The organism is Pseudomonas sp. GW821-FHT11D10 (assembly GCF_058808435.1).
Genome location: NZ_JBXARR010000005.1, coordinates 225,320 through 245,350 on the forward strand (window position 1 = coordinate 225,320; position 20,031 = coordinate 245,350).

Consider the following 20,031-nt stretch of genomic DNA (forward strand, 5'->3'; position numbering starts at 1 on the left):
ATGAATAGAACTCTCTACACCGCGCTGTTTTACCTGGGGCTGCCATTGGTGGCGATTCGGCTGTGGCTGCGCTCGCGCAAGGCGCCGGCGTATGCCAAGCGGATTGGCGAACGTTTCTCCTATGGCATGCCGACCCTGCAACCGGGCGGCATCTGGGTTCACGCCGTGTCGGTGGGGGAAAGCATCGCCGCCGCGCCGATGATCCGCGCGCTGCTGCAACGTTATCCACAGCTGCCAATCACCGTGACCTGCATGACGCCGACCGGTTCGGAGCGCATCCATGCGATGTTCGGCAACGAGCCACGCATCCAGCACTGCTATTTGCCGTATGACTTGCCCTGCGCGGCGGCGCGTTTTCTGGATCGCGTGCAGCCGAAACTGGCGGTGATCATGGAAACCGAACTGTGGCCCAACCACATTCACCAATGCGCCAAACGCGGGATTCCGGTGGCGCTGGCCAACGGGCGCTTGTCTGAGCGTTCGGCCAAAGGCTATGGCCGGTTCAGCAAACTGACCGCGCCGATGCTCGCCGAAATGAGCCTGTTCGCCGTGCAGACCGAAGCCGAAGCCCAGCGCTTCCGCGATCTCGGTGCGCGCCCGGAGACAGTCGAAGTCACCGGCTCAATCAAGTTCGACCTGACCATCGATCCGCAACTGCTGCAACGCGCTGCTGAACTGCGCGGCCAATGGCAGGCGCTGGAGCGCCCGGTGTGGATCGCTGCCAGCACCCATGAAGGCGAAGACGAGGTGGTGCTGAATGCTCACCGTCGCCTGCTGGCCAACCATCCCGATGCACTGCTGATTCTGGTGCCGCGCCACCCCGAGCGTTTCAATTCGGTGTTCGAGTTGTGCCAACGCGAAGGTTTCGCCACGGTGCGTCGTTCCACTGGCGCGAGCGTCGATGCGCAGACTTCGGTGCTGCTCGGCGACACCATGGGCGAATTGCTGTTTCTCTATGCCCTGGCCGACAGCGCGTTTGTCGGCGGCAGTCTGGTGCCCAACGGCGGGCACAATCTGCTGGAGCCGGCAGCGCTGGCGAAACCGGTGATCAGCGGCCCGCACCTGTTCAACTTCCTCGACATCGCCGCGCAACTGCGCAGTGCCGGGGCGTTGGCCGAGGTGGATGACGCCGAAGGTCTGGCGACAGAAGTGCAGCGGCTGTTCGAGTTACCGCGCGATGCGCAACGCATGGCCGAAGCCGGATTGAGCGTGATGCGCCGCAATCAGGGCGCGTTGCAACGCTTGCTCGATGGCCTGGGAAGGTTGATCGACCGCCCATAAAAAAACGCAGCCTCAGGGCTGCGTTTTTTGTTTAAGGCCGGGCCTTGAGCTGGGCTTCGGCAGCCTTGGCCAGATCCGGCGGCAGGAAATCCTTGTCCGGGTTGTAGTCGGCCTTCAGATAGCGCGTCAGATCCTGCAAATCACCCGGGTTCAACGTCCCCGCCGCCTGCTTCAAGCGCAGGTTGTCGAGGATGTAGTCGTAGCGGGTGTTGTTGTAGTTGCGCACCGAGGTGTAGAGCTGACGCTGGGCATCGAGCACGTCGACGATGTTGCGCGTCCCCACCTGATAACCGATTTCCGTGGCTTCCACTGCGCTCTGGTTGGAGATGATCGACTGCCGGCGCGCTTGTACCTGTTCGACGTCGGTGTTCACCGCGCGGTGCAGGTTGCGGGTGTTCTCGACGATCTGCCGGCGCAGGCCTTCACGTTGCTGTTCGGTCTGATCCAGTTGCGCGTAAGACTGGCGCACCTGGGAGCTGGTCAGCCCGCCGCTGTAGATCGGGATGTTCACCTGCAACGCCAGGGTGCGTTGTTCGACGTTGCCGCCATACGGCGTGCCGAAGGCATTCGGGTTGCTGAAACCGAACGAATCGTTGTCGCCTTTCTCATACTTCGCCACGGCGTCGAGAGTCGGCAGGTGGCCGGCCTTGCGCTGTTTCAAGGTCTGTTCGGCGGAGCTGACCGCGTAGTTGCTGGCCAGCAGATTGAGGTTCTGTTTCGCGGCGGTATCGACCCAGGCCTTGGCGTCGTTCGGCGCCGGCGGCAGGATCGGCAACGTGTGGACGATTCCCTGAATCGAGTTGTACTGACGGTTGGTCAGGGTGATCAGCGCTTCGAACGCATCATCGACCTGACGCTGGGCGACGATCCGGTTGGCCCGTGCGGTGTCGTAACTGGCTTGCGATTGCAGCACGTCGGTCTTGTCCGACAGGCCCACGTCGAAGCGCTCGTTGGACTGGTCGAGCTGGCGCTTGAACGCGGCTTCCTCGGCCTTGGTCGAGGCCAGGTTGTCCTGGCTGCGCAGCACGTTGAAGTAGCTTTCGGCGGTCTGCAGGATCAGGTTCTGCTCGGTGGCCGAGAGTTGCAGCGCGGCCTGCTCGTTGACGTCCTTGGCGGCCTGGTACTGGAACCAGCGATCGGCGCGGAACAGCGGTTGCGCCAGGGTCGCCTGATACGACTGGGCGCTGCGGTTGGCGACGGCCGACGGCTGATCGATGTCGGTGCGGACATTGGCGACCTGGGCGCCACCGGACAGGTTCGGCAGCAGCCCGGCGCGGGCCTGGGGCACGACTTCTTTCTGCGCGCCGTACTGGGCGCGGGCGGCGGCCAGGTCGGCGTTGTTGTCGACCGCTTCCTGATAGACGCTGACCAGATCAGTCTTGGTCGATAAAGGCGCTTCTGCTGCCCAGACCGTGGCGGTGGACGCACAAGACACGGCAACAGCCAGTGAGAGTTTGCGCAGCATGAGGCGATCCCTAGCATGAATATTATGGAAATAATCCGGGCGCCAAAGGTAAGGCGCGGCCCATGCAGCGTCAAGGCGCAGCATGGCGTAGCGAGTGTAGTTGCGCAGGCGGCAGGCAACAATCTGCCAAATGCGCCATTCATCATGGTGTTTGCCGCGGTGTTGGCGTTCTTTGTCGGTTGTGTCTAGACTGGCCGGGTTCTTGTCGGGGTGCCTTGCTATGAGGCTGAGATCGAATAATTTCGGATCCCGTTGAACCTGATCAGGTTAGCGCCTGCGTAGGGAACAAGATTTCTCGTCACCCGGCGAGTCCTCTTGTGCTTCGTCCGGGATATTGTTCGACAATCGAACGCTCGACGACGATGCACAGCACCAGTCCTGGTGCGTCCGTGCCTTTCAGGTTCTGCTCCGACAATCCACTGCCTGGATGCTGTCTGGAGAGCCCGTGATGACTACAAAATCTAAAAACGCGATCAACCTGAGTGACTCGGCCAAGGTCGACGAGCAGTCGGTTCAACCGTTCACCCGTTCGCAAAAAGTCTACGTTCAGGGCTCCCGCCCGGACATCCGCGTGCCGATGCGCGAAATCACCCTCGATGTGACCCCGACCGACTTCGGCGGCGAAATCAACGCGCCGGTCACCGTCTACGACACCTCCGGCCCGTACACCGATCCGAATGTGGTGATCGACGTGCGCAAAGGTCTGGGCGACGTGCGTTCGGCGTGGATCGACGACCGTGGCGACACCGAGCGCCTGCCAGGCCTGAGTTCGAATTTCGGTCAGGAGCGCCTGGCCGATCCGGAGCTGACCAAGCTGCGCTTCGCCCACGTCAACAACCCGCGCCGCGCCAAGGCCGGGGCCAACGTCAGCCAGATGCACTACGCGCGCAAAGGCATCATCACCGCCGAGATGGAATACGTCGCCATCCGCGAAAACATGAAGCTGCAAGAGGCCCGCGCTGCCGGCCTGTTGAAGCAGCAGCACGCCGGCCACAGCTTCGGCGCGAGCATCCCGAAAGAAATCACCCCTGAGTTCGTGCGTGAAGAAATCGCCCGTGGTCGCGCGATCATCCCGGCCAACATCAACCACGTCGAACTGGAACCGATGATCATCGGCCGTAACTTCCTGGTGAAGATCAACGGCAACATCGGCAACAGCGCGCTGGGTTCGTCCATTGAAGAAGAAGTGGCGAAACTGACCTGGGGCATTCGCTGGGGCTCGGACACCGTGATGGACTTGTCCACCGGCAAGCACATCCACGAAACCCGCGAGTGGATCATCCGCAACTCGCCGGTTCCGATCGGCACCGTGCCGATTTATCAGGCGCTGGAAAAAGTGAATGGCGTCGCCGAAGACCTGACCTGGGAGCTGTTCCGCGACACGCTGATCGAGCAGGCGGAGCAGGGCGTCGATTACTTCACTATCCACGCCGGCGTGTTGCTGCGCTATGTGCCGCTGACCGCCAAGCGTGTGACCGGCATCGTGTCCCGTGGCGGCTCGATCATGGCCAAGTGGTGCCTGGCGCACCACAAAGAGAACTTCCTCTACACCCACTTCGACGAAATCTGCGAAATCATGAAGGCCTACGACGTCAGCTTCTCGCTGGGCGACGGCCTGCGTCCGGGCTCGATTGCCGACGCCAACGACGAAGCGCAATTCGGCGAACTGGAAACCCTCGGCGAGCTGACCAAGATCGCCTGGAAGCACGACGTGCAATGCATGATCGAAGGCCCGGGCCACGTGCCGATGCAGTTGATCAAAGAGAACATGGACAAGCAGCTGGAGTGCTGCGACGAGGCGCCGTTCTACACCCTCGGCCCGCTGACCACCGACATTGCGCCGGGCTACGACCACATCACCTCCGGTATCGGTGCGGCGATGATCGGCTGGTTCGGTTGCGCGATGCTCTGCTACGTGACGCCGAAGGAACACCTGGGTCTGCCGAACAAGGATGACGTGAAGACCGGGATCATCACCTACAAGATCGCCGCTCACGCAGCGGACCTGGCCAAGGGGCATCCGGGCGCGCAGATCCGCGACAACGCCTTGAGCAAGGCGCGGTTCGAATTCCGTTGGGAAGACCAGTTCAACCTCGGTCTGGATCCGGACACCGCTCGTTCGTATCACGATGAAACCCTGCCGAAGGACTCGGCGAAGGTCGCGCATTTCTGTTCGATGTGCGGGCCGAAATTCTGCTCGATGAAGATCACTCAGGAAGTCCGCGAATACGCGGCCAACCAGCGGATCGACGCGGTCGACGTGGACGTCGCCCAGGGCCTGGCGGAACAGGCCGAGCGGTTCAAGAAGGAAGGCAGTCAGCTGTACAAGAAAGTTTGATCCCACACTGATCGTTCCCACGCTCTGCGTGGGAATGCCTCTAGGGACGCTCCGCGTCCAGTGACGCGGAGCGTCACGGGCTGCATTCCCACGCGGACGGTTCGACGCCTCGACGTGGGAACGATCACAACGGGTCAGCACAACAACAAATGTCCCTCTGAGATAACACCCTTGAGCATTCAACCCGGTACTTATTCCCCCGACCTCGCCGTGCCCGCCAACCAGCGTGTATTCGGCGGTCGCGATCTGTTTTCCCTGTGGTTTTCCCTCGGCATCGGCCTGATGGTTTTGCAGACCGGTGCGCTGCTGGCGCCGGGGCTGGGCCTGTCGGGATCGCTTCTGGCCATCTTCCTCGGCACCCTGGTCGGCGTCCTGTTGCTGGCCGCCGTTGGCGTGATCGGCAGCGACACCGGCCTGTCGTCGATGGCCGCGCTGAAGCTCAGCCTCGGCAGCAAAGGCGCGAGCCTGCCGGCGCTGCTCAACCTGCTGCAACTGATCGGTTGGGGTTCGTTCGAAATCATCGTCATGCGCGATGCGGCCAGCCTGCTCGGCACCCGTGCTTTCAGCGAAGGTTCGCTGTGGGCCAGTCCGATGCTGTGGACGCTGTGCTTCGGTGCACTGGCAACCTTGCTCGCGGTCAGCGGGCCGTTGACGTTTGTGCGCAAGATCCTGCGCAAGTGGGGCATCTGGCTGATTCTGGCCGCGTGCATCTGGCTGACGTGGAACCTGTTCGCCAAGGCTGATCTTGCCGCCTTGTGGGCACAGGCCGGGGATGGTTCGATGTCGCTCGCCGTGGGCTTCGACATTGCGATTGCGATGCCGCTGTCATGGCTGCCACTGATCGCCGACTACTCGCGTTTCGGCCAGCGGGCGAAGAACGTATTCGGCGGCACGGCGATCGGTTTCTTCATCGGTAACTTCTGGCTGATGAGCCTCGGCGTGGCGTACACCCTGGCATTCGCGCCGAGCGGTGAAGTCAACGCGCTGCTGCTGGCACTGGCCGGTGCGGGTCTGGGCATTCCGCTGTTGCTGATTCTGCTGGACGAGTCGGAAAACGCTTTCGCCGACATTCACTCGGCAGCGGTTTCCAGCGGGATTCTGTTGCGTCTGAAAGTCGAGCATCTGGCGTTGGCCATCGGCGTGATCTGCACCCTGATCGCCTTGCTCGCGCCATTGGCGCAATACCAGAACTTCCTGCTGTTGATCGGTTCGGTGTTTGCGCCGCTGTTCGGCGTGGTGCTGGTGGATCACTTCATCCTGCGCAAGCGCAGTGCCCAGGTGGCGTCGGCCGCATTGCGCTGGCCGGCACTATTGGCGTGGCTGGGCGGTATCAGCACCTATCACTTGCTGGCCAATCTGTATCCGGATGTCGGCGCAACCCTGCCGGCGCTGGTGCTGGCAGGGCTGCTGCAACTCGTGCTCGGTCGGGCTTTCAGTTACGGCCGGGAAACAGCTCGGGCTTGAGAATGCCGTTCAGGCGCGGGTAAGGGATCTTCAGTTCGACGTGGCCCAGCGCGTAAGGCGCGATGGTGGTCACGTCGTACTTGAGGATCACGCCGCCGTAGGTCAGCGCCACGTTCGGGGTTTTGACGAACGGCCAGCTCTTCACGAATTCCGGTTCCTGATCGAGCTTGGTGCTGATCAGCCAGCTGTTGTGTGCCACTTGCGCGGCTTTCCAGAACGCCTCTTCCTGACCTGGCAGCAGCATGTCCGCCAGGGTCAGCACCTTGTGCTGCTGACGCGAATAGTTGATGAAACCGCGTCCCGGCGTACCGTGGGCACCGCCGGTGTCCAGATAGCTCGACGTTTCGATGATCACCAGACCGTCATGCTGCTCGCGTACTTTCGCCTGCAAATAGCTGCTGTTGCGCGGGCCGGCGTTGGCCAGGAACTGCTCGCGATACGCTGCCAGCGTCGGCGCCACCGGGGCGTTCGGTGCGGTGCGGGTCATTTGCAGCAGGCGTTTTTCGATGATGCCGTCCAGCGCCGGTTCTGCCGGGAAGCGCAACGTATCGATATTCACCAGCGGGCAGTCCGGGTTGGAACAACCGGGTTTCAGCGTTTCCGAGGCGTCGCGGGTGGTTTCCAGCGGCGTGCGGTAATTGGGCTGGAACAGGCTGGCGCAGGCGCCCAGGGTCAGGGCGATGGCGGCCACGGAGGCAATTTTGAAAAGCGACATGGGCGTCCTTTCTGAAGCAGGGGAAGGCAAAAAGTTACCGCTTCGACTCTCAACGAAGCGGTCAGTTCGCCACTAAGCTAATTAGAGTGGGTTTCGCCTCCACCGTCCATCCCGCTGACAGTAAAGGGGCTGCATCAAACGTCACCGGCGCGTTAGGATGGCGCGAAGTCGAGGTCGCAGGTAAGGGGCCTCGTATTGGATTTGCAGTAAAGAGGATGCTCATGACCGATTTTGCCAAAGCCATTCCGACCGCCGTCGATATCGTGCGACGCGAGCAGTGCTACAAGGGCTTCTACAAGCTCGACCGTCTGCACTTGCGACACGAACTGTTCGCCGGTGGCATGAGCCGCGAAATCAATCGTGAAGTGTTCGTGCGCCACGATGCGGTGTGCATGCTGCCCTACGATCCGCAGCGCGACGAAGTGGTGCTGATCGAGCAGTTTCGCGTCGGCGCTCTGGGCAAGGCGGACAACCCGTGGCTGGTGGAACTGGTCGCCGGTCTGATCGACAAGGATGAACAGCCGGAAGAAGTTGCTCACCGCGAGGCACAGGAGGAAGCTGGGCTGGACATCAAAGCCCTGTGGCCGATGACCAAATACTTTCCATCGCCGGGTGGCAGCAACGAATTCGTGCATCTGTATCTGGGGCGTTGCAGCACCGAAGGCGCGGGCGGCCTGCATGGGCTGGAGGAAGAAGCTGAAGATATTCGCGTCACGGTCTGGGCCTTTGAAGATGCCTTGCAGGCCGTACGTGACGGACGGATTGCCAATGCGGCGAGCATCATCGCCTTGCAGTGGCTGGCGCTCAATCGCGCCGAAGTGAGGGGGCTATGGTCGTAAACAAGCTGCGCGATCGCTACCGCGTCGACCTCGTGGGCCTGCAAGCCGCCTGCGAGGCCAACTACGCGCGCCTGATGCGACTGTTGCCGGACATGCGCAGTGACCCCGAGGCGCGGCGCATCGCCGTGACCCAGGGCGACCAGATGCTCGGCGTGCTGACCCTGGAAGTGCTGCAGGCCTGTCCGTACACCACGACCCTGCAGGTGCGTCAGGAACACAGCCTGCCGTGGCTGCCGGTGCCGCAACTGGAAGTGCAGGTCTATCACGATGCGCGCATGGCCGAGGTGATCAGCGCCGAACATGCGCGACGTTTTCGCGGCGTCTATCCTTACCCGAATGCGGCCATGCATCAGCCGGACGAGAAGGCCCAGCTCAATCTGTTCCTGGGCGAGTGGCTGAGTCATTGCCTGGCGTGCGGACACGAATACGCGGCGGTCCGATAACCACCGCAAGTTGTGAACTGCGTCCGGTTCGCCGGTTTCTCTTTGCGCTGTCCCCCCGCATAATTGCCGCACCTATCCAGTCCCGCGATCCCGGGGGAGAACGCCTTGCCGAGCGTATCGACTTTGACCACCGCCGACACGGCGTTGCTGGTGCAACTCTCTGACAGTCATCTGTTCGCCGAGGCGGACGGAACGCTGCTGGGCATGAACACCCGCGAGAGCCTGCAAAAAGTCATCGAGCTGGTGCTCGAACAGCAACCGCGGATCGACCTGATCGTTGCCAGCGGCGACCTGTCCCAGGACGGTACGCTGGAGTCCTACCAGCAATTCCGCCAGATGACGGCGCAGATCGACGCGCCGGCCCGCTGGATCCCCGGCAACCACGACGAACCGCAGATCATGGCTCAGGCGACTGTTAAGAGTGCGCTGCTGGAGTCCGTGGTGGATGTCGGCAACTGGCGCGTGACCCTGCTCGATTCGGCGGTGCCCGGATCAGTGCCGGGTTATTTGCAGGATGACCAACTGCAATTGCTCGCCCGCTCCCTGAGCGAAGCGCCGGATCGCCATCATCTGGTGTGCTTTCACCATCACCCGGTGTCGATCGATTGCGCCTGGATGGAGCCGATCGGCTTGCGCAATTCGGAAGCGTTTTTCGACGTGCTCGACCGTTTCCCGCAGGCCCGCGCCGTGCTGTGGGGGCATGTCCATCAGGAGATCGACCGCGAGCGCAACGGCGTACGGCTGATCGCCTCGCCATCGACCTGCATCCAGTTCGAGCCAGGCAGTGAAGATTTCAAGGTCGGCGAACAGGCACCGGGGTATCGCTGGTTGCGGTTGCTGCCGGATGGCCGGATCGAGACCGGTGTGGAGCGTGTCACCGATTTCCGGTTCACCGTTGATTACGGCTCCGACGGTTACTGATCAAAGGGCGCAGCGCTGATTTCCTCGGGTGCTGGCCCAACTCCCCTCGACTCCCTGTAAACTCCGCTTTCTTCAGCCGACGCCCAGGGAGCTCAAATGTCCGGTTCGATTCTCTATATCCATGGTTTCAACAGCGCGCCGGCCTCGAAGAAGGCCTGTCAGCTGGTCGAGGTGATGGAGCGGCTGGGTTTGAGCAATCAACTGCGTGTGCCGGCGCTGCACCATCACCCGCGCGAAGCCATCGGTCAGCTGGAACAGGCAATCGCCGAACTCGGCCGGCCATTGCTGGTGGGAAGCTCGCTCGGCGGCTACTATGCGACTCACCTGGCCGAGCGCCATGGCCTGAAAGCCCTGCTGGTCAACCCGGCCGTCAGTCCGCACCGGATGTTCGACGGATACCTGGGCACCCAGAAAAACCTGTACACCGACGAAACCTGGGAGCTGACCCACGACCACGTGACGGCCCTGGCCGAGCTGGAAGTGCCGGCGCCGCAGGATCCGCAGCGTTATCAGGTATGGTTGCAGACCGGGGATGAAACGCTGGATTATCGCCTTGCCCAGCAGTATTACCGGGCCTGTGCCTTGCGCATTCAGGCCGGCGGCGACCACAGTTTTCAGGGATTTGTTACACAATTGCCGGCATTGCTCAGCTTTGCCGGGATTGGCGCCGATACCTATCAGGCAATCGATTTCACCGCGCTGTGAAGTCTTGCCCCATTTTCATTGAATTACTGACGACGAGACCCTATGGCCACTCCCAGCGCTAGCTCCTATAACGCCGACGCCATCGAAGTCCTCTCGGGCCTCGACCCGGTGCGCAAGCGCCCCGGCATGTACACCGACACCAGTCGGCCGAACCACCTTGCCCAGGAAGTCATCGACAACAGCGTCGACGAAGCCCTGGCCGGCCACGCCAAATCGATCCAGGTCATCCTCCACGCCGATCACTCGCTGGAAGTCTGCGACGACGGCCGTGGCATGCCGGTCGACATCCACCCGGAAGAGGGTGTGTCGGGCGTTGAACTGATCCTCACCAAGCTCCATGCGGGCGGCAAGTTTTCCAACAAGAACTACCAGTTCTCCGGCGGTCTGCACGGGGTGGGTATTTCCGTGGTCAACGCCTTGTCGACCCAGGTGCGGGTGCGGGTCAAGCGTGACGGCAACGAATACGAGATGACCTTCGCCGACGGCTTCAAGGCCACCGATCTGCAAGTGATCGGCACCGTCGGCAAGCGCAATACCGGGACCAGCGTGTACTTCGCGCCGGATCCGAAATACTTCGACTCGCCAAAATTCTCCATCAGCCGCCTCAAGCACGTGCTCAAGGCCAAGGCCGTTCTGTGCCCGGGGCTGTTGATCAGCTTCGAAGACAAAGGCACCGGCGAAAAGGTCGAGTGGCATTACGAAGACGGCCTGCGCTCCTATCTGGTGGATGCGGTCAGCGAATTCGAGCGCCTGCCGGACGCGCCGTTCTGCGGCAACCTGGCCGGCACCAAGGAAGCGGTCGAGTGGGCGCTGTTGTGGCTGCCCGAAGGCGGCACCTCGGTCACTGAAAGCTACGTCAACCTGATCCCGACGGAGCAGGGCGGCACCCACGTCAACGGTCTGCGCCAGGGCCTGCTCGACGCGATGCGCGAGTTCTGCGAATTCCGCAGCCTGCTGCCGCGTGGCGTGAAGCTGGCGCCGGAAGACGTCTGGGAACGCATTGCTTTCGTCCTGTCGATGAAGATGCAGGAGCCGCAATTCTCCGGCCAGACCAAAGAACGTCTGTCGTCCCGTGAAGCGGCGGCCTTCGTTTCCGGTGTGGTCAAGGACGCGTTCAGCCTGTGGCTCAACGCCAACCCGGAAACCGGTCTGGCGCTGGCAGAGCTGGCGATCAGCAACGCTGGCCGCCGCCTGAAGGCCAGCAAGAAAGTCGAGCGCAAGCGCATCACCCAGGGGCCGGCGCTGCCGGGCAAACTGGCCGATTGCGCCGGGCAGGACCCGATGCGTTCCGAGCTGTTCCTGGTGGAAGGTGATTCCGCCGGCGGTTCGGCCAAGCAGGCGCGGGACAAGGAATTCCAGGCGATCCTGCCGTTGCGCGGCAAGATCCTCAACACCTGGGAAGTCGACGGCAGCGAAGTGCTGGCCAGCCAGGAAGTGCACAACATCGCGGTGGCCATCGGTGTCGATCCGGGCGCCGAGGACATGAGCCAGCTGCGCTACGGCAAGATCTGCATCCTCGCCGACGCCGACTCCGACGGTCTGCACATCGCAACGTTGTTGTGCGCTTTGTTCGTCCAGCATTTCCGCCCGCTGGTGGATGCCGGTCACGTCTACGTGGCGATGCCGCCGCTGTACCGCATCGATTTGGGCAAAGAGATTTTCTACGCCCTGGACGACGCCGAGCGCGACGGGATCCTTGACCGTCTGGTGGCCGAGAAGAAACGCGGCAAACCGCAGGTCACCCGATTCAAAGGTCTGGGTGAAATGAACCCGCCGCAGTTGCGTGAAACCACCATGGACCCGAACACCCGGCGCCTGGTGCAGTTGACCCTCGGGGATGACTTCGCCGAGACCTCGGAAATGATGGACATGCTGCTGGCGAAGAAACGTGCCGGCGACCGCAAGACCTGGCTTGAATCCAAGGGCAACCTCGCCGAGGTTCTGGCCTGATGCGGTTTGGCTGGGCCTTGGCGGGTGCGTTGCTGCTGGGTTCGATGACGGTGTCGGCAGAGCCAGTGCAAGAGCTGCGCGTGCTCGCCGAACACCCGGTCGAAGGCATGCGCGGCGGCAACCTGTCGGGGCTGGCCTTGTGCGGCAATGACCTGTGGACGGTTTCGGACCGCGACGATGATCAGATCTACCGTCTCGATATCCGCGACCGGGTCTGGCAGGCCACGGCCGTGCGCATCGATCCGCCGAAAGTGCCGGACAGCGGCTTGCCGTGGGGCATCAGTTCGCGCACCTGGGCGGCGTCGTTCATTCGTGGCGGCGATCTGGATTTCGAAGGCATCAGCTGTGACAGCGCCGGCAACCGCTACATCGTCAGCGAAGCCCACGCGGCCGTGCTGCAAGTGCCGCCGCAGGGGCCGTCGTCGTGGCTGAAAATCTCGCCGATGATGGTTCGCGAAGCGCGGGCAAGTGGGATGCTGCTGCAATTCAACGCGATATTCGAAGGCCTGGCGATCAACCCGGCGGGCGATCAGATGTGGCTGGCCGCCGAGCGGCAAAGCCGTGGCTTGTTGCTGATCAAGCGCCAGCAGACGGTGTGGGATTGTGACGGACGCTGCGTGCTGCTCAGCGAAGGCGGGATGGAAATGCAGCCGCCGCAGTTCCCGAAGGCCCGTCCGGTCAATCGGGATTTTTCCGATATCTCCCTGTTCAACGGCAAGCTGTTTACCCTTGAGCGCAACGCGTACCAGATCTGTCGACGCGATGCTCAGACAGCCAAGGTCGAGCTCTGCTGGTCCTATGCGGCCGAGCTGTTGCAGGCCAATCGTCGTTACGAGCAGAACTTCGGGCTGGAAGAGGCACTGGTCGTCGATGCTCAGGGTGCCTGGATCGGCGTCGACAACAATTTCGGCCCGCGCGCCGATGGCGAGGTTCGCCCGATCATCTGGCGTTTCGCCGCGCCTGAGGGTGGCTGGAGCGCCAAACCATGAGCCAGCAACCGCCGGGCAAACGCGCCGGTCGGGTGCTGATGATTCTGGCGTGGTGCGCGGCGCTGTTTCTGGCCACGCGGTTTTTCGGCCAGTGGGAAGAGCGCCAGCGTAATCCCAATGTGGAAGTGGCTTCGCAGCAGGGTAACGGCTTTATCGAAGTGAAACTGATCGGCAACGCCCAGGGACATTTTGTCGCCAGCGGCCTGATCAACGGTCGGCCGGTGGAGTTCATGCTCGACACCGGCGCGACCGACGTGGCAATCCCGGCCGAGGTGGCGAAAAACCTCCGGCTGGAAGAAGGTTTCGGTGTGACCCTGAGCACGGCCAATGGCCTGAGCCAGGGCTATCGCACCCGTATCGACCGCCTGCAACTGGGCGACATCGTGCTGCGGGACGTCCGCGCACTGGTGGCGCCGGGGCTGCATGGCGATCAGGTGCTGCTCGGCATGAGCGCCCTGAACAAACTTGAATTTACTCAGCGCGGCGGCACCATGCTGCTGCGCCAGACAACGAACCGATGAGGCCCGCATGAGCGACAACCTTGCAGACAGCTTAGATGGCGTAGAACGCCGGTCGCTGGCTGACTTCACCGAAAATGCCTACCTCAACTACTCCATGTACGTGATCATGGACCGTGCCCTGCCGCATATCGGCGACGGTCTGAAACCGGTACAGCGGCGTATCGTCTACGCCATGAGCGAGCTGGGGCTGGATGCCGACTCCAAACACAAGAAGTCGGCGCGTACCGTCGGCGACGTGCTCGGCAAGTTCCACCCGCACGGCGACTCGGCGTGCTACGAAGCGATGGTGCTGATGGCCCAGCCGTTCAGCTATCGCTACACGCTGGTGGACGGCCAGGGTAACTGGGGTGCGCCGGACGATCCGAAATCCTTCGCCGCCATGCGTTACACCGAAGCGCGGCTGTCACGTTATTCCGAAGTGCTGCTCAGCGAGCTGGGCCAGGGCACCGCAGACTGGGGCCCGAACTTCGACGGCACCCTGCAGGAACCGTTGGTGTTGCCGGCACGTTTGCCGAACATCCTGCTCAACGGCACCACCGGCATCGCCGTGGGCATGGCCACCGACGTGCCGCCGCACAACCTGCGCGAAGTCGCCACCGCGTGCGTGCGTCTGCTCGATGAGCCGAAAGCCACGGTCGAACAGCTCTGCGAACACATCCAGGGCCCGGACTACCCGACCGAAGCGGAAATCATCACCCCGCGCGCCGACCTGCTGAAAATGTACGAAACCGGCAAGGGCTCGGTACGCATGCGCGCCGTGTACCACGTCGAGGACGGCGACATCATCGTCACCGCGCTGCCGCACCAGGTCTCCGGGGCCAAGGTGCTGGAGCAGATCGCCGCACTGATGCAGGCCAAACCGTCGAAAGCGCCGCAGATCGCCGATCTTCGCGACGAATCCGACCACGAAAACCCGTGCCGCATCGTGATCATCCCGGTCAACAGCCGCGTCGATCACGAAGCGCTGATGCAGCACCTGTTCGCCAGCACCGAGCTGGAGTCGACCTACCGGGTCAACGTCAACATCATCGGTCTGGACGGCAAGCCGCAGCTGAAAAACCTCCGCGCGTTGCTGGTGGAGTGGCTGGAATTCCGCGTGCTGACCGTACGTCGCCGTCTGCAATTCCGCCTCGACAAGGTCGAGCGTCGCCTGCACCTGTTGGACGGTTTGCTGATTGCCTACCTCAACCTGGATGAAGTGATTCATATCATCCGTACCGAGGAACACCCGAAGGCCAAGCTGATCGAGCGTTTTGCCCTCAGCGAAATCCAGGCTGACTACATCCTCGACACCCGTCTGCGTCAGTTGGCGCGACTGGAAGAGATGAAGCTGCGCGACGAGCAGGACGAACTGCTCAAGGAACAAGCCAAACTGCAAGCGCTGCTGAGCAGCGAAGCCAAGCTGAAGAAGCTGGTTCGCAGCGAGCTGCTGAAAGATGCCGAAACCTACGGCGACGACCGTCGGTCGCCAATCGTTGAGCGTGCCGAAGCCAAGGCGCTGACCGAGCACGATCTGCTGCCGAACGAGAAAGTTACCGTCGTGCTGTCGGAAAAAGGCTGGATCCGTTCGGCCAAGGGCCACGAGATCGATGCCACCGGCCTGTCGTACAAAGCCGGGGACGGCTTCAAGACATCGGCGGCGGGGCGCTCGAACCAATCGGCTGTGGTCATCGACTCCACGGGCCGCAGTTACTCGCTGGCCACCCACACCCTGCCATCGGCACGGGGCCAGGGCGAGCCGTTGACCGGCCGTCTGACGCCGCCGCCGGGTGCAACGTTCGAATGTGTGCTGATGCCTGAAGAGGACTCGCTGTACGTGATCGCCTCGGACGCCGGCTACGGTTTTGTGGTGAAAGGCGAAGACCTGCAGGCCAAGAACAAGGCCGGCAAGGCACTCTTGAGCCTGCCGAACAACGCCAAGGTGATTGCGCCGCGTCCGGTCGCCGACCGCGAGCACAACTGGCTGGCCTCGGTGACGACCGAGGGTCGCCTGCTGATCTTCAAGATCAGCGATCTGCCACAATTAGGGAAGGGCAAAGGCAACAAGATCATTGGTATTTCCGGTGAGCGTGTGGCCAGTCGCGAAGAATATGTCACGGACATCGCCGTTCTTCCGGAAGGCGCCACCTTGGTGCTGCAGGCCGGAAAACGCACCTTGTCGCTGAAAGCCGACGACCTCGAACACTACAAAGGTGAACGTGGACGTCGTGGCAACAAACTGCCACGTGGCTTCCAGCGGGTGGATGCGCTGCTCGTCGAAAACCTCAATTAAGCGTCCTAGACGCCCCGATCTACGATTTAACCCGTAGATCGGCGCTTTGGCGCTGGAGTCGGAACGCATATTCACGGATGATATGGCCTTTCCAAGCGCCGGCGTGGCCGAGCGTTCTTCATATTTGTTGAGTATTTTCACTGTGGTCAGCCTTGTGGCGGCCACCTGGACGGGATGATGACTTCTCTGCGCCCCCTTATTTTCCTGCTCGCCGGCGTTCTTGGCCTGGCGGGTTGCAGCGTTCACCAGCCGGTGTCGCTGTATCAGCTGGACAGCGGAAGTCCGGCTCAGCCTGCGCAAAGCTCAGGCATGGCAGTTTTGCTGGGCCCTGTAATCGTTGCCGATTACCTGCAACGTGAAACCCTGTTGCAGCGTCAACCGGACGGCAGCCTGCAAGCCTCGGTCGATGGCCGTTGGGCGGGTAGCCTGTCTTCGGACATCGATCAGTTGCTGTTGCGTCAGGTCGCCGGGCATCTGGACAGTCAGCGCGTCGTGCTGGCGCCGGCCACCGTGGGCTTCACCCCGGACGTGCAGGTGCTGTTGACCATTACGCGTCTGGACTCGGGTCAGTCGCAACCGGCGATCCTCGACGCGCAATGGCGCCTGATCGACCGCCGTGGTCAGGTGCGCGATAACCGCATTGTTCATCTGCAGGAACAGCATGCCGGCACTACCGCCGCGCAGGTGCAGGCGCAAGGCGTGTTGTTGCAGCGTCTGGCGGAGCAGCTGTCGGTAGCGCTCAAGCCGTTGGCCAATCAGCCTCCGGTGGCCGAGGCGCCGCGCAAACCGGCGCCGAAGCCGGCAGCACCGGCGGCGGAAGCCGAGAAGCAGCCGAAGATACCGATGGCTTCGCCGATTCGTACGGATATGGAAGTGTTTCGCTTCTAAGGCTGGAACGAGTCAGAACAGAGCCCGCCTTGTGCGGGCTTTGTTGTTTCTGGACGTTGGTGGAACCTGCATTGGTGCCCAATTCGAAAAGCCCCTCACCCTAGCCCTCTCCCGGAGGGAGAGGGGACTGATAGGGGGATGCTCTAGGATTTCATCGACCTGAACGTGTTTTGCCGAATCCATAATCGCCAAGATCTTTCAGGTCGATGTATGACGCAAGACATCTCGGTCAGTCCCCTCTCCCTCCGGGAGAGGGCTAGGGTGAGGGGGCTCTCAAGGCCAGGCGCAATCATGGAAACGCCACGCACAAAAAAGCCCGCAGACAATCACTCGTCTGCGGGCTTCTTCATATCAGGGTCTCAGGCCCGACGCTCATGCATCCGCGCCAGTTGCCGCTCAAGCATCGACGGATAAGGCTCCATCAACCGCTCCACACAGCAAGCCCCCTCAGGGCTGGCAATCGGCCGGATTCGCGCGCGTTGGCGAATCAACGCGTCATCACCAATCTTGCGCTCCACCAGCAGCAGGTTGCGGCTGTGTTGCGACAGGGCCAGGGCGTCCTGGGCGGAGTCGGTCAGCAACAGGTCGATCTGGCTCAGACCGAACAGTTCGTCGCCAAGAGTCAGGCCCAGCTGCAATTGCAGGGTGATGCCGCTGTCGGCGACTTCGATCTGCAACTGGTGGCCCAGCGCCCGCAGCAGCTCGCCGCAGCAGATGGCGTTGGTCAGGTAATCGTCGCCGCTGTCTTCGGTGTGGAACAGCATCAGCGTGCTGCCGTCGTTCAGGGTTTCGATTTCGCCCTGATACAGCGAAGCAGCCTGCTCCAGGCAATCGCGATAGCGATCCTGCAACTCTTCCAGACGTGCGCGGGGCAAACGGCGCAGTTGTTCCTGCGAGCCCAGTTGTACCGCCAGCACCGCCGTGTGTTGCGGCACGCTTGGGGTCGGCCGGCGCACCGCCGGTTGTGCGGTTTCGTTCAGCGACTCGTCACGCAGATCGGCGAACGGATCTTCGTCATCGTCGTCTTCAACGGTGCTGACCACATGGCGTGGCGCAGGCTTCTGCGCAGCCATCGGGCGGCTCTCGTCGAAGCTCGGATCACGCAGGTTGCGCACTTCGAATTCCGGCTCGTCGTCCTCGAACTCGGGTTCCGGCTCGGGTTCCGGTTCGGCCGGCTCCGGGGCATAGTTGGCGTGCAACTGGCGGGCAAGATCGCCGATCTCGTCCTGACGCTCGATACCCGGCGTGTATTCGTCGATCCGGCGCAGCCACACACGCAATTGCAGCAGCGGCGTGGAGATGTGCCGGCCCAGACGCAGGCTCAGGGCCAGGGACAGTGCCAGCAGGATTGCACTCAGAATGCCCATGCTCTGAAGGCTGATGGTCATCGGCTGCTGGAACTGGTCCATGTCCAGGCTGATGCGCAGTTGCCCGGCGGTCACGTCCTGGAAGGTGATCTTGCTCTCGTACATGCCCTCGGCTTCGCCCAGCAGGCCGTGCTTGGGCCGCTGACCGGACTCGGCGAGGATGCGGTTGTCCACGCTGTAGATGGCGGCGTGGGCCACCAGCTTGTTCTTGGTCAGGTTGTTGAGCAGCACGTTGAGGCTGAGGATGTCGTTGGACACCAGCAGTTCGGTGGCGGAGGTGGCGGTCTGCGTGGTCAGGCTTTCGCCCAGCGCATCGGCCTGCTCGTGCATGGCCTGCTTGAACTGCAGGCCCATCACGCAGGCATAGATCACCAGGGCCAGGGCGACCAGGATCACGTTATGGCTGGCAATGCGCAATGCAATCGGTACACGGCGGTGGCGCAGTGCACGGAAGATCAGCAGAAAGAAGTTATCGGTTTTAACTGGCGTGGGCCGGTTCACTGAGCTCGGCTCTTTTGTCCGTGAAGTTGACGCGCAGTATAGCGACAGGCCCTAGACCGGCAAAGCGCTGGCGGTGCCCGATGGTCACTGAAAGTGGGTAGAATGCGGTTTTTTTCCAGTTGCGGGGGTGCGCGTTGCGCGAAATCGTCCTGATTAACATCACGGGAGTCGACCGTCCGGGTCTGACGGCGGCCATTACCGGTGTTCTGGCCCAGGGTGGTGTGAATATCCTCGACATCGGTCAGGCGGTGATCCACGACATGCTGTCGTTCGGCATCCTCGTGGAAATCCCCGACTCCGAGCAAGGCAAGTCGGTGCTCAAGGACATCCTGTTCAAGGGCTATGAGCTCGACCAGCAGGTGCGCTTCACCCCGGTGTCCGAAGAGGATTATCAGCAATGGGTGGGCAATCAGGGCAAGAAACGCCACATCGTCACCCTGCTGACCCGCAAGGTCACCGCCGGCCAGTTGCAGGCCGTGAGCTCGATCACCGCCAAATACGGCCTGAACATCGACCATATCGACCGTCTGTCGGGTCGCATGCCGCTGGACACCCCGGCCGACAAGGGCAAGGGCTGCATCGAATTCTCCGTACGTGGCGAAGCGGCCGATCCGCAGGCCCTGCGCGCCGAATTCCTCAGCGTGGCTCAGGAACTGAACGTCGATATCGCTTTCCAGGAAGATTCGCTGTTCCGTCGCAACCGTCGTCTGGCGGTGTTCGACATGGACTCCACCCTGATCGAAGCCGAAGTCATCGACGAACTGGCCAAGGCCGCCGGCGTCGGCGATCAGGTTTCGGAAATCACCGAGCGGGCAATGGCCGGCGAACTGGACTTCCGCGCCAGCTTCAAAGAGCGTCTGGCGCTGCTCAAGGGCCTGGATGTCAGCGTGCTCGATTCGATCGGCGCCTCGCTGCGCCTGACCGAGGGTGCCGAAACCCTGTTCGCCGAACTCAAGCGCCTGGGCTACAAGACTGCGATCCTGTCGGGCGGTTTCACCTACTTCGCCAAGCAATTGCAGGCCAAACTCGGCATCGATTACGTGTTCGCCAACGAACTGGAAGTGGTCGACGGCAAGTGCACCGGCGTGGCGATCGAGCCGATCGTCGATGCCCAGCGCAAGGCCGATCTGCTGAAGCAACTGGCTGAAAAAGAAGGTTTGCGTCTGGAGCAGACCATCGCCGTGGGCGACGGCGCCAACGACCTGCCGATGCTGGCGATTGCCGGTCTGGGCGTGGCGTTCCGCGCCAAGCCGCTGGTCAAGCAGTCGGCGAAGCAGGCGATCTCGACCCTCGGGCTGGATGGCGTGCTGTACCTGCTGGGCTTCCGGGATCGCGACGGGCAGCTCTGATATAAGCACGGGATCGCAGCCCT

Annotated in this window: 16 protein-coding genes and 1 riboswitch; of the genes, 13 read left to right on the forward strand and 3 right to left on the reverse strand. The window is 62.2% G+C overall.

The window, feature by feature from the left end; all coding sequences use genetic code 11:
* Entirely contained in the window at positions 1-1,281 is a 1,281-nt protein-coding gene (waaA, locus tag AC1RT4_RS17480) for a lipid IV(A) 3-deoxy-D-manno-octulosonic acid transferase (RefSeq protein WP_493086592.1), read from the forward strand.
* A gap of 31 nt (positions 1,282-1,312) precedes the next feature.
* Here the strand turns inward: waaA and AC1RT4_RS17485 are convergent, their stop codons facing one another.
* Entirely contained in the window at positions 1,313-2,746 is a 1,434-nt protein-coding gene (locus AC1RT4_RS17485; protein ID WP_085608475.1) for a TolC family outer membrane protein, read from the reverse strand.
* Positions 2,747-2,942: 196 nt separating this feature from the next.
* A riboswitch (TPP riboswitch) is annotated at positions 2,943-3,048 on the forward strand.
* Between the two features lie 146 nt (positions 3,049-3,194).
* On the opposite strand from AC1RT4_RS17485, the gene thiC reads away from it, so the two are divergent.
* Both thiC and cytX read left to right on the forward strand, forming a co-directional pair.
* Entirely contained in the window at positions 3,195-5,084 is a 1,890-nt protein-coding gene (gene thiC / locus AC1RT4_RS17490; RefSeq protein WP_011332157.1) for a phosphomethylpyrimidine synthase ThiC, read from the forward strand.
* 171 nt (positions 5,085-5,255) lie between these two features.
* The gene (cytX, locus tag AC1RT4_RS17495; protein WP_493086595.1) at positions 5,256-6,548 is read left to right on the forward strand and encodes a putative hydroxymethylpyrimidine transporter CytX; all 1,293 of its coding nucleotides are present in this window, start codon (positions 5,256-5,258) and stop codon (positions 6,546-6,548) included.
* Here the strand turns inward: cytX and AC1RT4_RS17500 are convergent.
* Positions 6,517-7,263 carry an RsiV family protein gene (locus tag AC1RT4_RS17500; protein ID WP_085701039.1) on the reverse strand — a complete coding sequence of 249 codons (747 nt, stop codon included), beginning with the start codon at positions 7,261-7,263 and terminating at the stop codon, positions 6,517-6,519. The two genes, cytX and AC1RT4_RS17500, sit on opposite strands and share 32 nt — an antisense overlap.
* A gap of 221 nt (positions 7,264-7,484) precedes the next feature.
* Between AC1RT4_RS17500 and AC1RT4_RS17505 the strand changes: the two genes are divergently transcribed.
* From AC1RT4_RS17505 to AC1RT4_RS17545, 9 genes are all read left to right on the forward strand, one after another.
* Positions 7,485-8,102, forward strand: a complete 618-nt coding sequence (locus tag AC1RT4_RS17505) for an NUDIX domain-containing protein (RefSeq protein WP_007952223.1) — start codon at positions 7,485-7,487, stop codon at positions 8,100-8,102.
* Positions 8,093-8,545 carry a DUF1249 domain-containing protein gene (locus tag AC1RT4_RS17510; RefSeq protein ID WP_007952222.1) on the forward strand — a complete coding sequence of 151 codons (453 nt, stop codon included), beginning with the start codon at positions 8,093-8,095 and terminating at the stop codon, positions 8,543-8,545. The genes AC1RT4_RS17505 and AC1RT4_RS17510 overlap by 10 nt, the downstream gene beginning before the upstream one ends.
* A 105-nt stretch (positions 8,546-8,650) precedes the next feature.
* On the forward strand, positions 8,651-9,466 hold the full coding sequence (gene cpdA, locus AC1RT4_RS17515) for a 3',5'-cyclic-AMP phosphodiesterase (protein WP_493086598.1): 816 nt from the start codon (positions 8,651-8,653) through the stop codon (positions 9,464-9,466).
* A gap of 96 nt (positions 9,467-9,562) precedes the next feature.
* The gene (locus AC1RT4_RS17520) at positions 9,563-10,171 is read left to right on the forward strand and encodes a YqiA/YcfP family alpha/beta fold hydrolase (RefSeq protein ID WP_493086600.1); all 609 of its coding nucleotides are present in this window, start codon (positions 9,563-9,565) and stop codon (positions 10,169-10,171) included.
* A gap of 42 nt (positions 10,172-10,213) precedes the next feature.
* On the forward strand, positions 10,214-12,121 hold the full coding sequence (gene parE, locus AC1RT4_RS17525; RefSeq protein ID WP_085608483.1) for a DNA topoisomerase IV subunit B: 1,908 nt from the start codon (positions 10,214-10,216) through the stop codon (positions 12,119-12,121).
* A complete protein-coding gene (locus AC1RT4_RS17530; RefSeq protein ID WP_085608484.1) occupies positions 12,121-13,110 on the forward strand; it encodes an esterase-like activity of phytase family protein in 990 nt (329 codons plus the stop codon). The genes parE and AC1RT4_RS17530 overlap by 1 nt, the downstream gene beginning before the upstream one ends.
* On the forward strand, positions 13,107-13,631 hold the full coding sequence (locus AC1RT4_RS17535) for a retropepsin-like aspartic protease family protein (protein WP_007952204.1): 525 nt from the start codon (positions 13,107-13,109) through the stop codon (positions 13,629-13,631). Before AC1RT4_RS17530 ends, AC1RT4_RS17535 begins: the two co-directional genes overlap by 4 nt.
* Positions 13,632-13,638: 7 nt before the next feature.
* Positions 13,639-15,903, forward strand: a complete 2,265-nt coding sequence (parC, locus tag AC1RT4_RS17540; protein ID WP_011332166.1) for a DNA topoisomerase IV subunit A — start codon at positions 13,639-13,641, stop codon at positions 15,901-15,903.
* A 177-nt stretch (positions 15,904-16,080) separates the two neighbouring features.
* On the forward strand, positions 16,081-16,791 hold the full coding sequence (locus AC1RT4_RS17545; protein ID WP_007952202.1) for a PqiC family protein: 711 nt from the start codon (positions 16,081-16,083) through the stop codon (positions 16,789-16,791).
* A 359-nt stretch (positions 16,792-17,150) separates the two neighbouring features.
* Here the strand turns inward: AC1RT4_RS17545 and AC1RT4_RS17550 are convergent, their stop codons facing one another.
* The gene (locus tag AC1RT4_RS17550; RefSeq protein WP_273901491.1) at positions 17,151-18,659 is read right to left on the reverse strand and encodes an AhpA/YtjB family protein; all 1,509 of its coding nucleotides are present in this window, start codon (positions 18,657-18,659) and stop codon (positions 17,151-17,153) included.
* 134 nt (positions 18,660-18,793) lie between these two features.
* Between AC1RT4_RS17550 and serB the strand changes: the two genes are divergently transcribed.
* Positions 18,794-20,008, forward strand: a complete 1,215-nt coding sequence (gene serB / locus AC1RT4_RS17555; RefSeq protein WP_007952163.1) for a phosphoserine phosphatase SerB — start codon at positions 18,794-18,796, stop codon at positions 20,006-20,008.
* Positions 20,009-20,031: the final 23 nt, after the last annotated feature.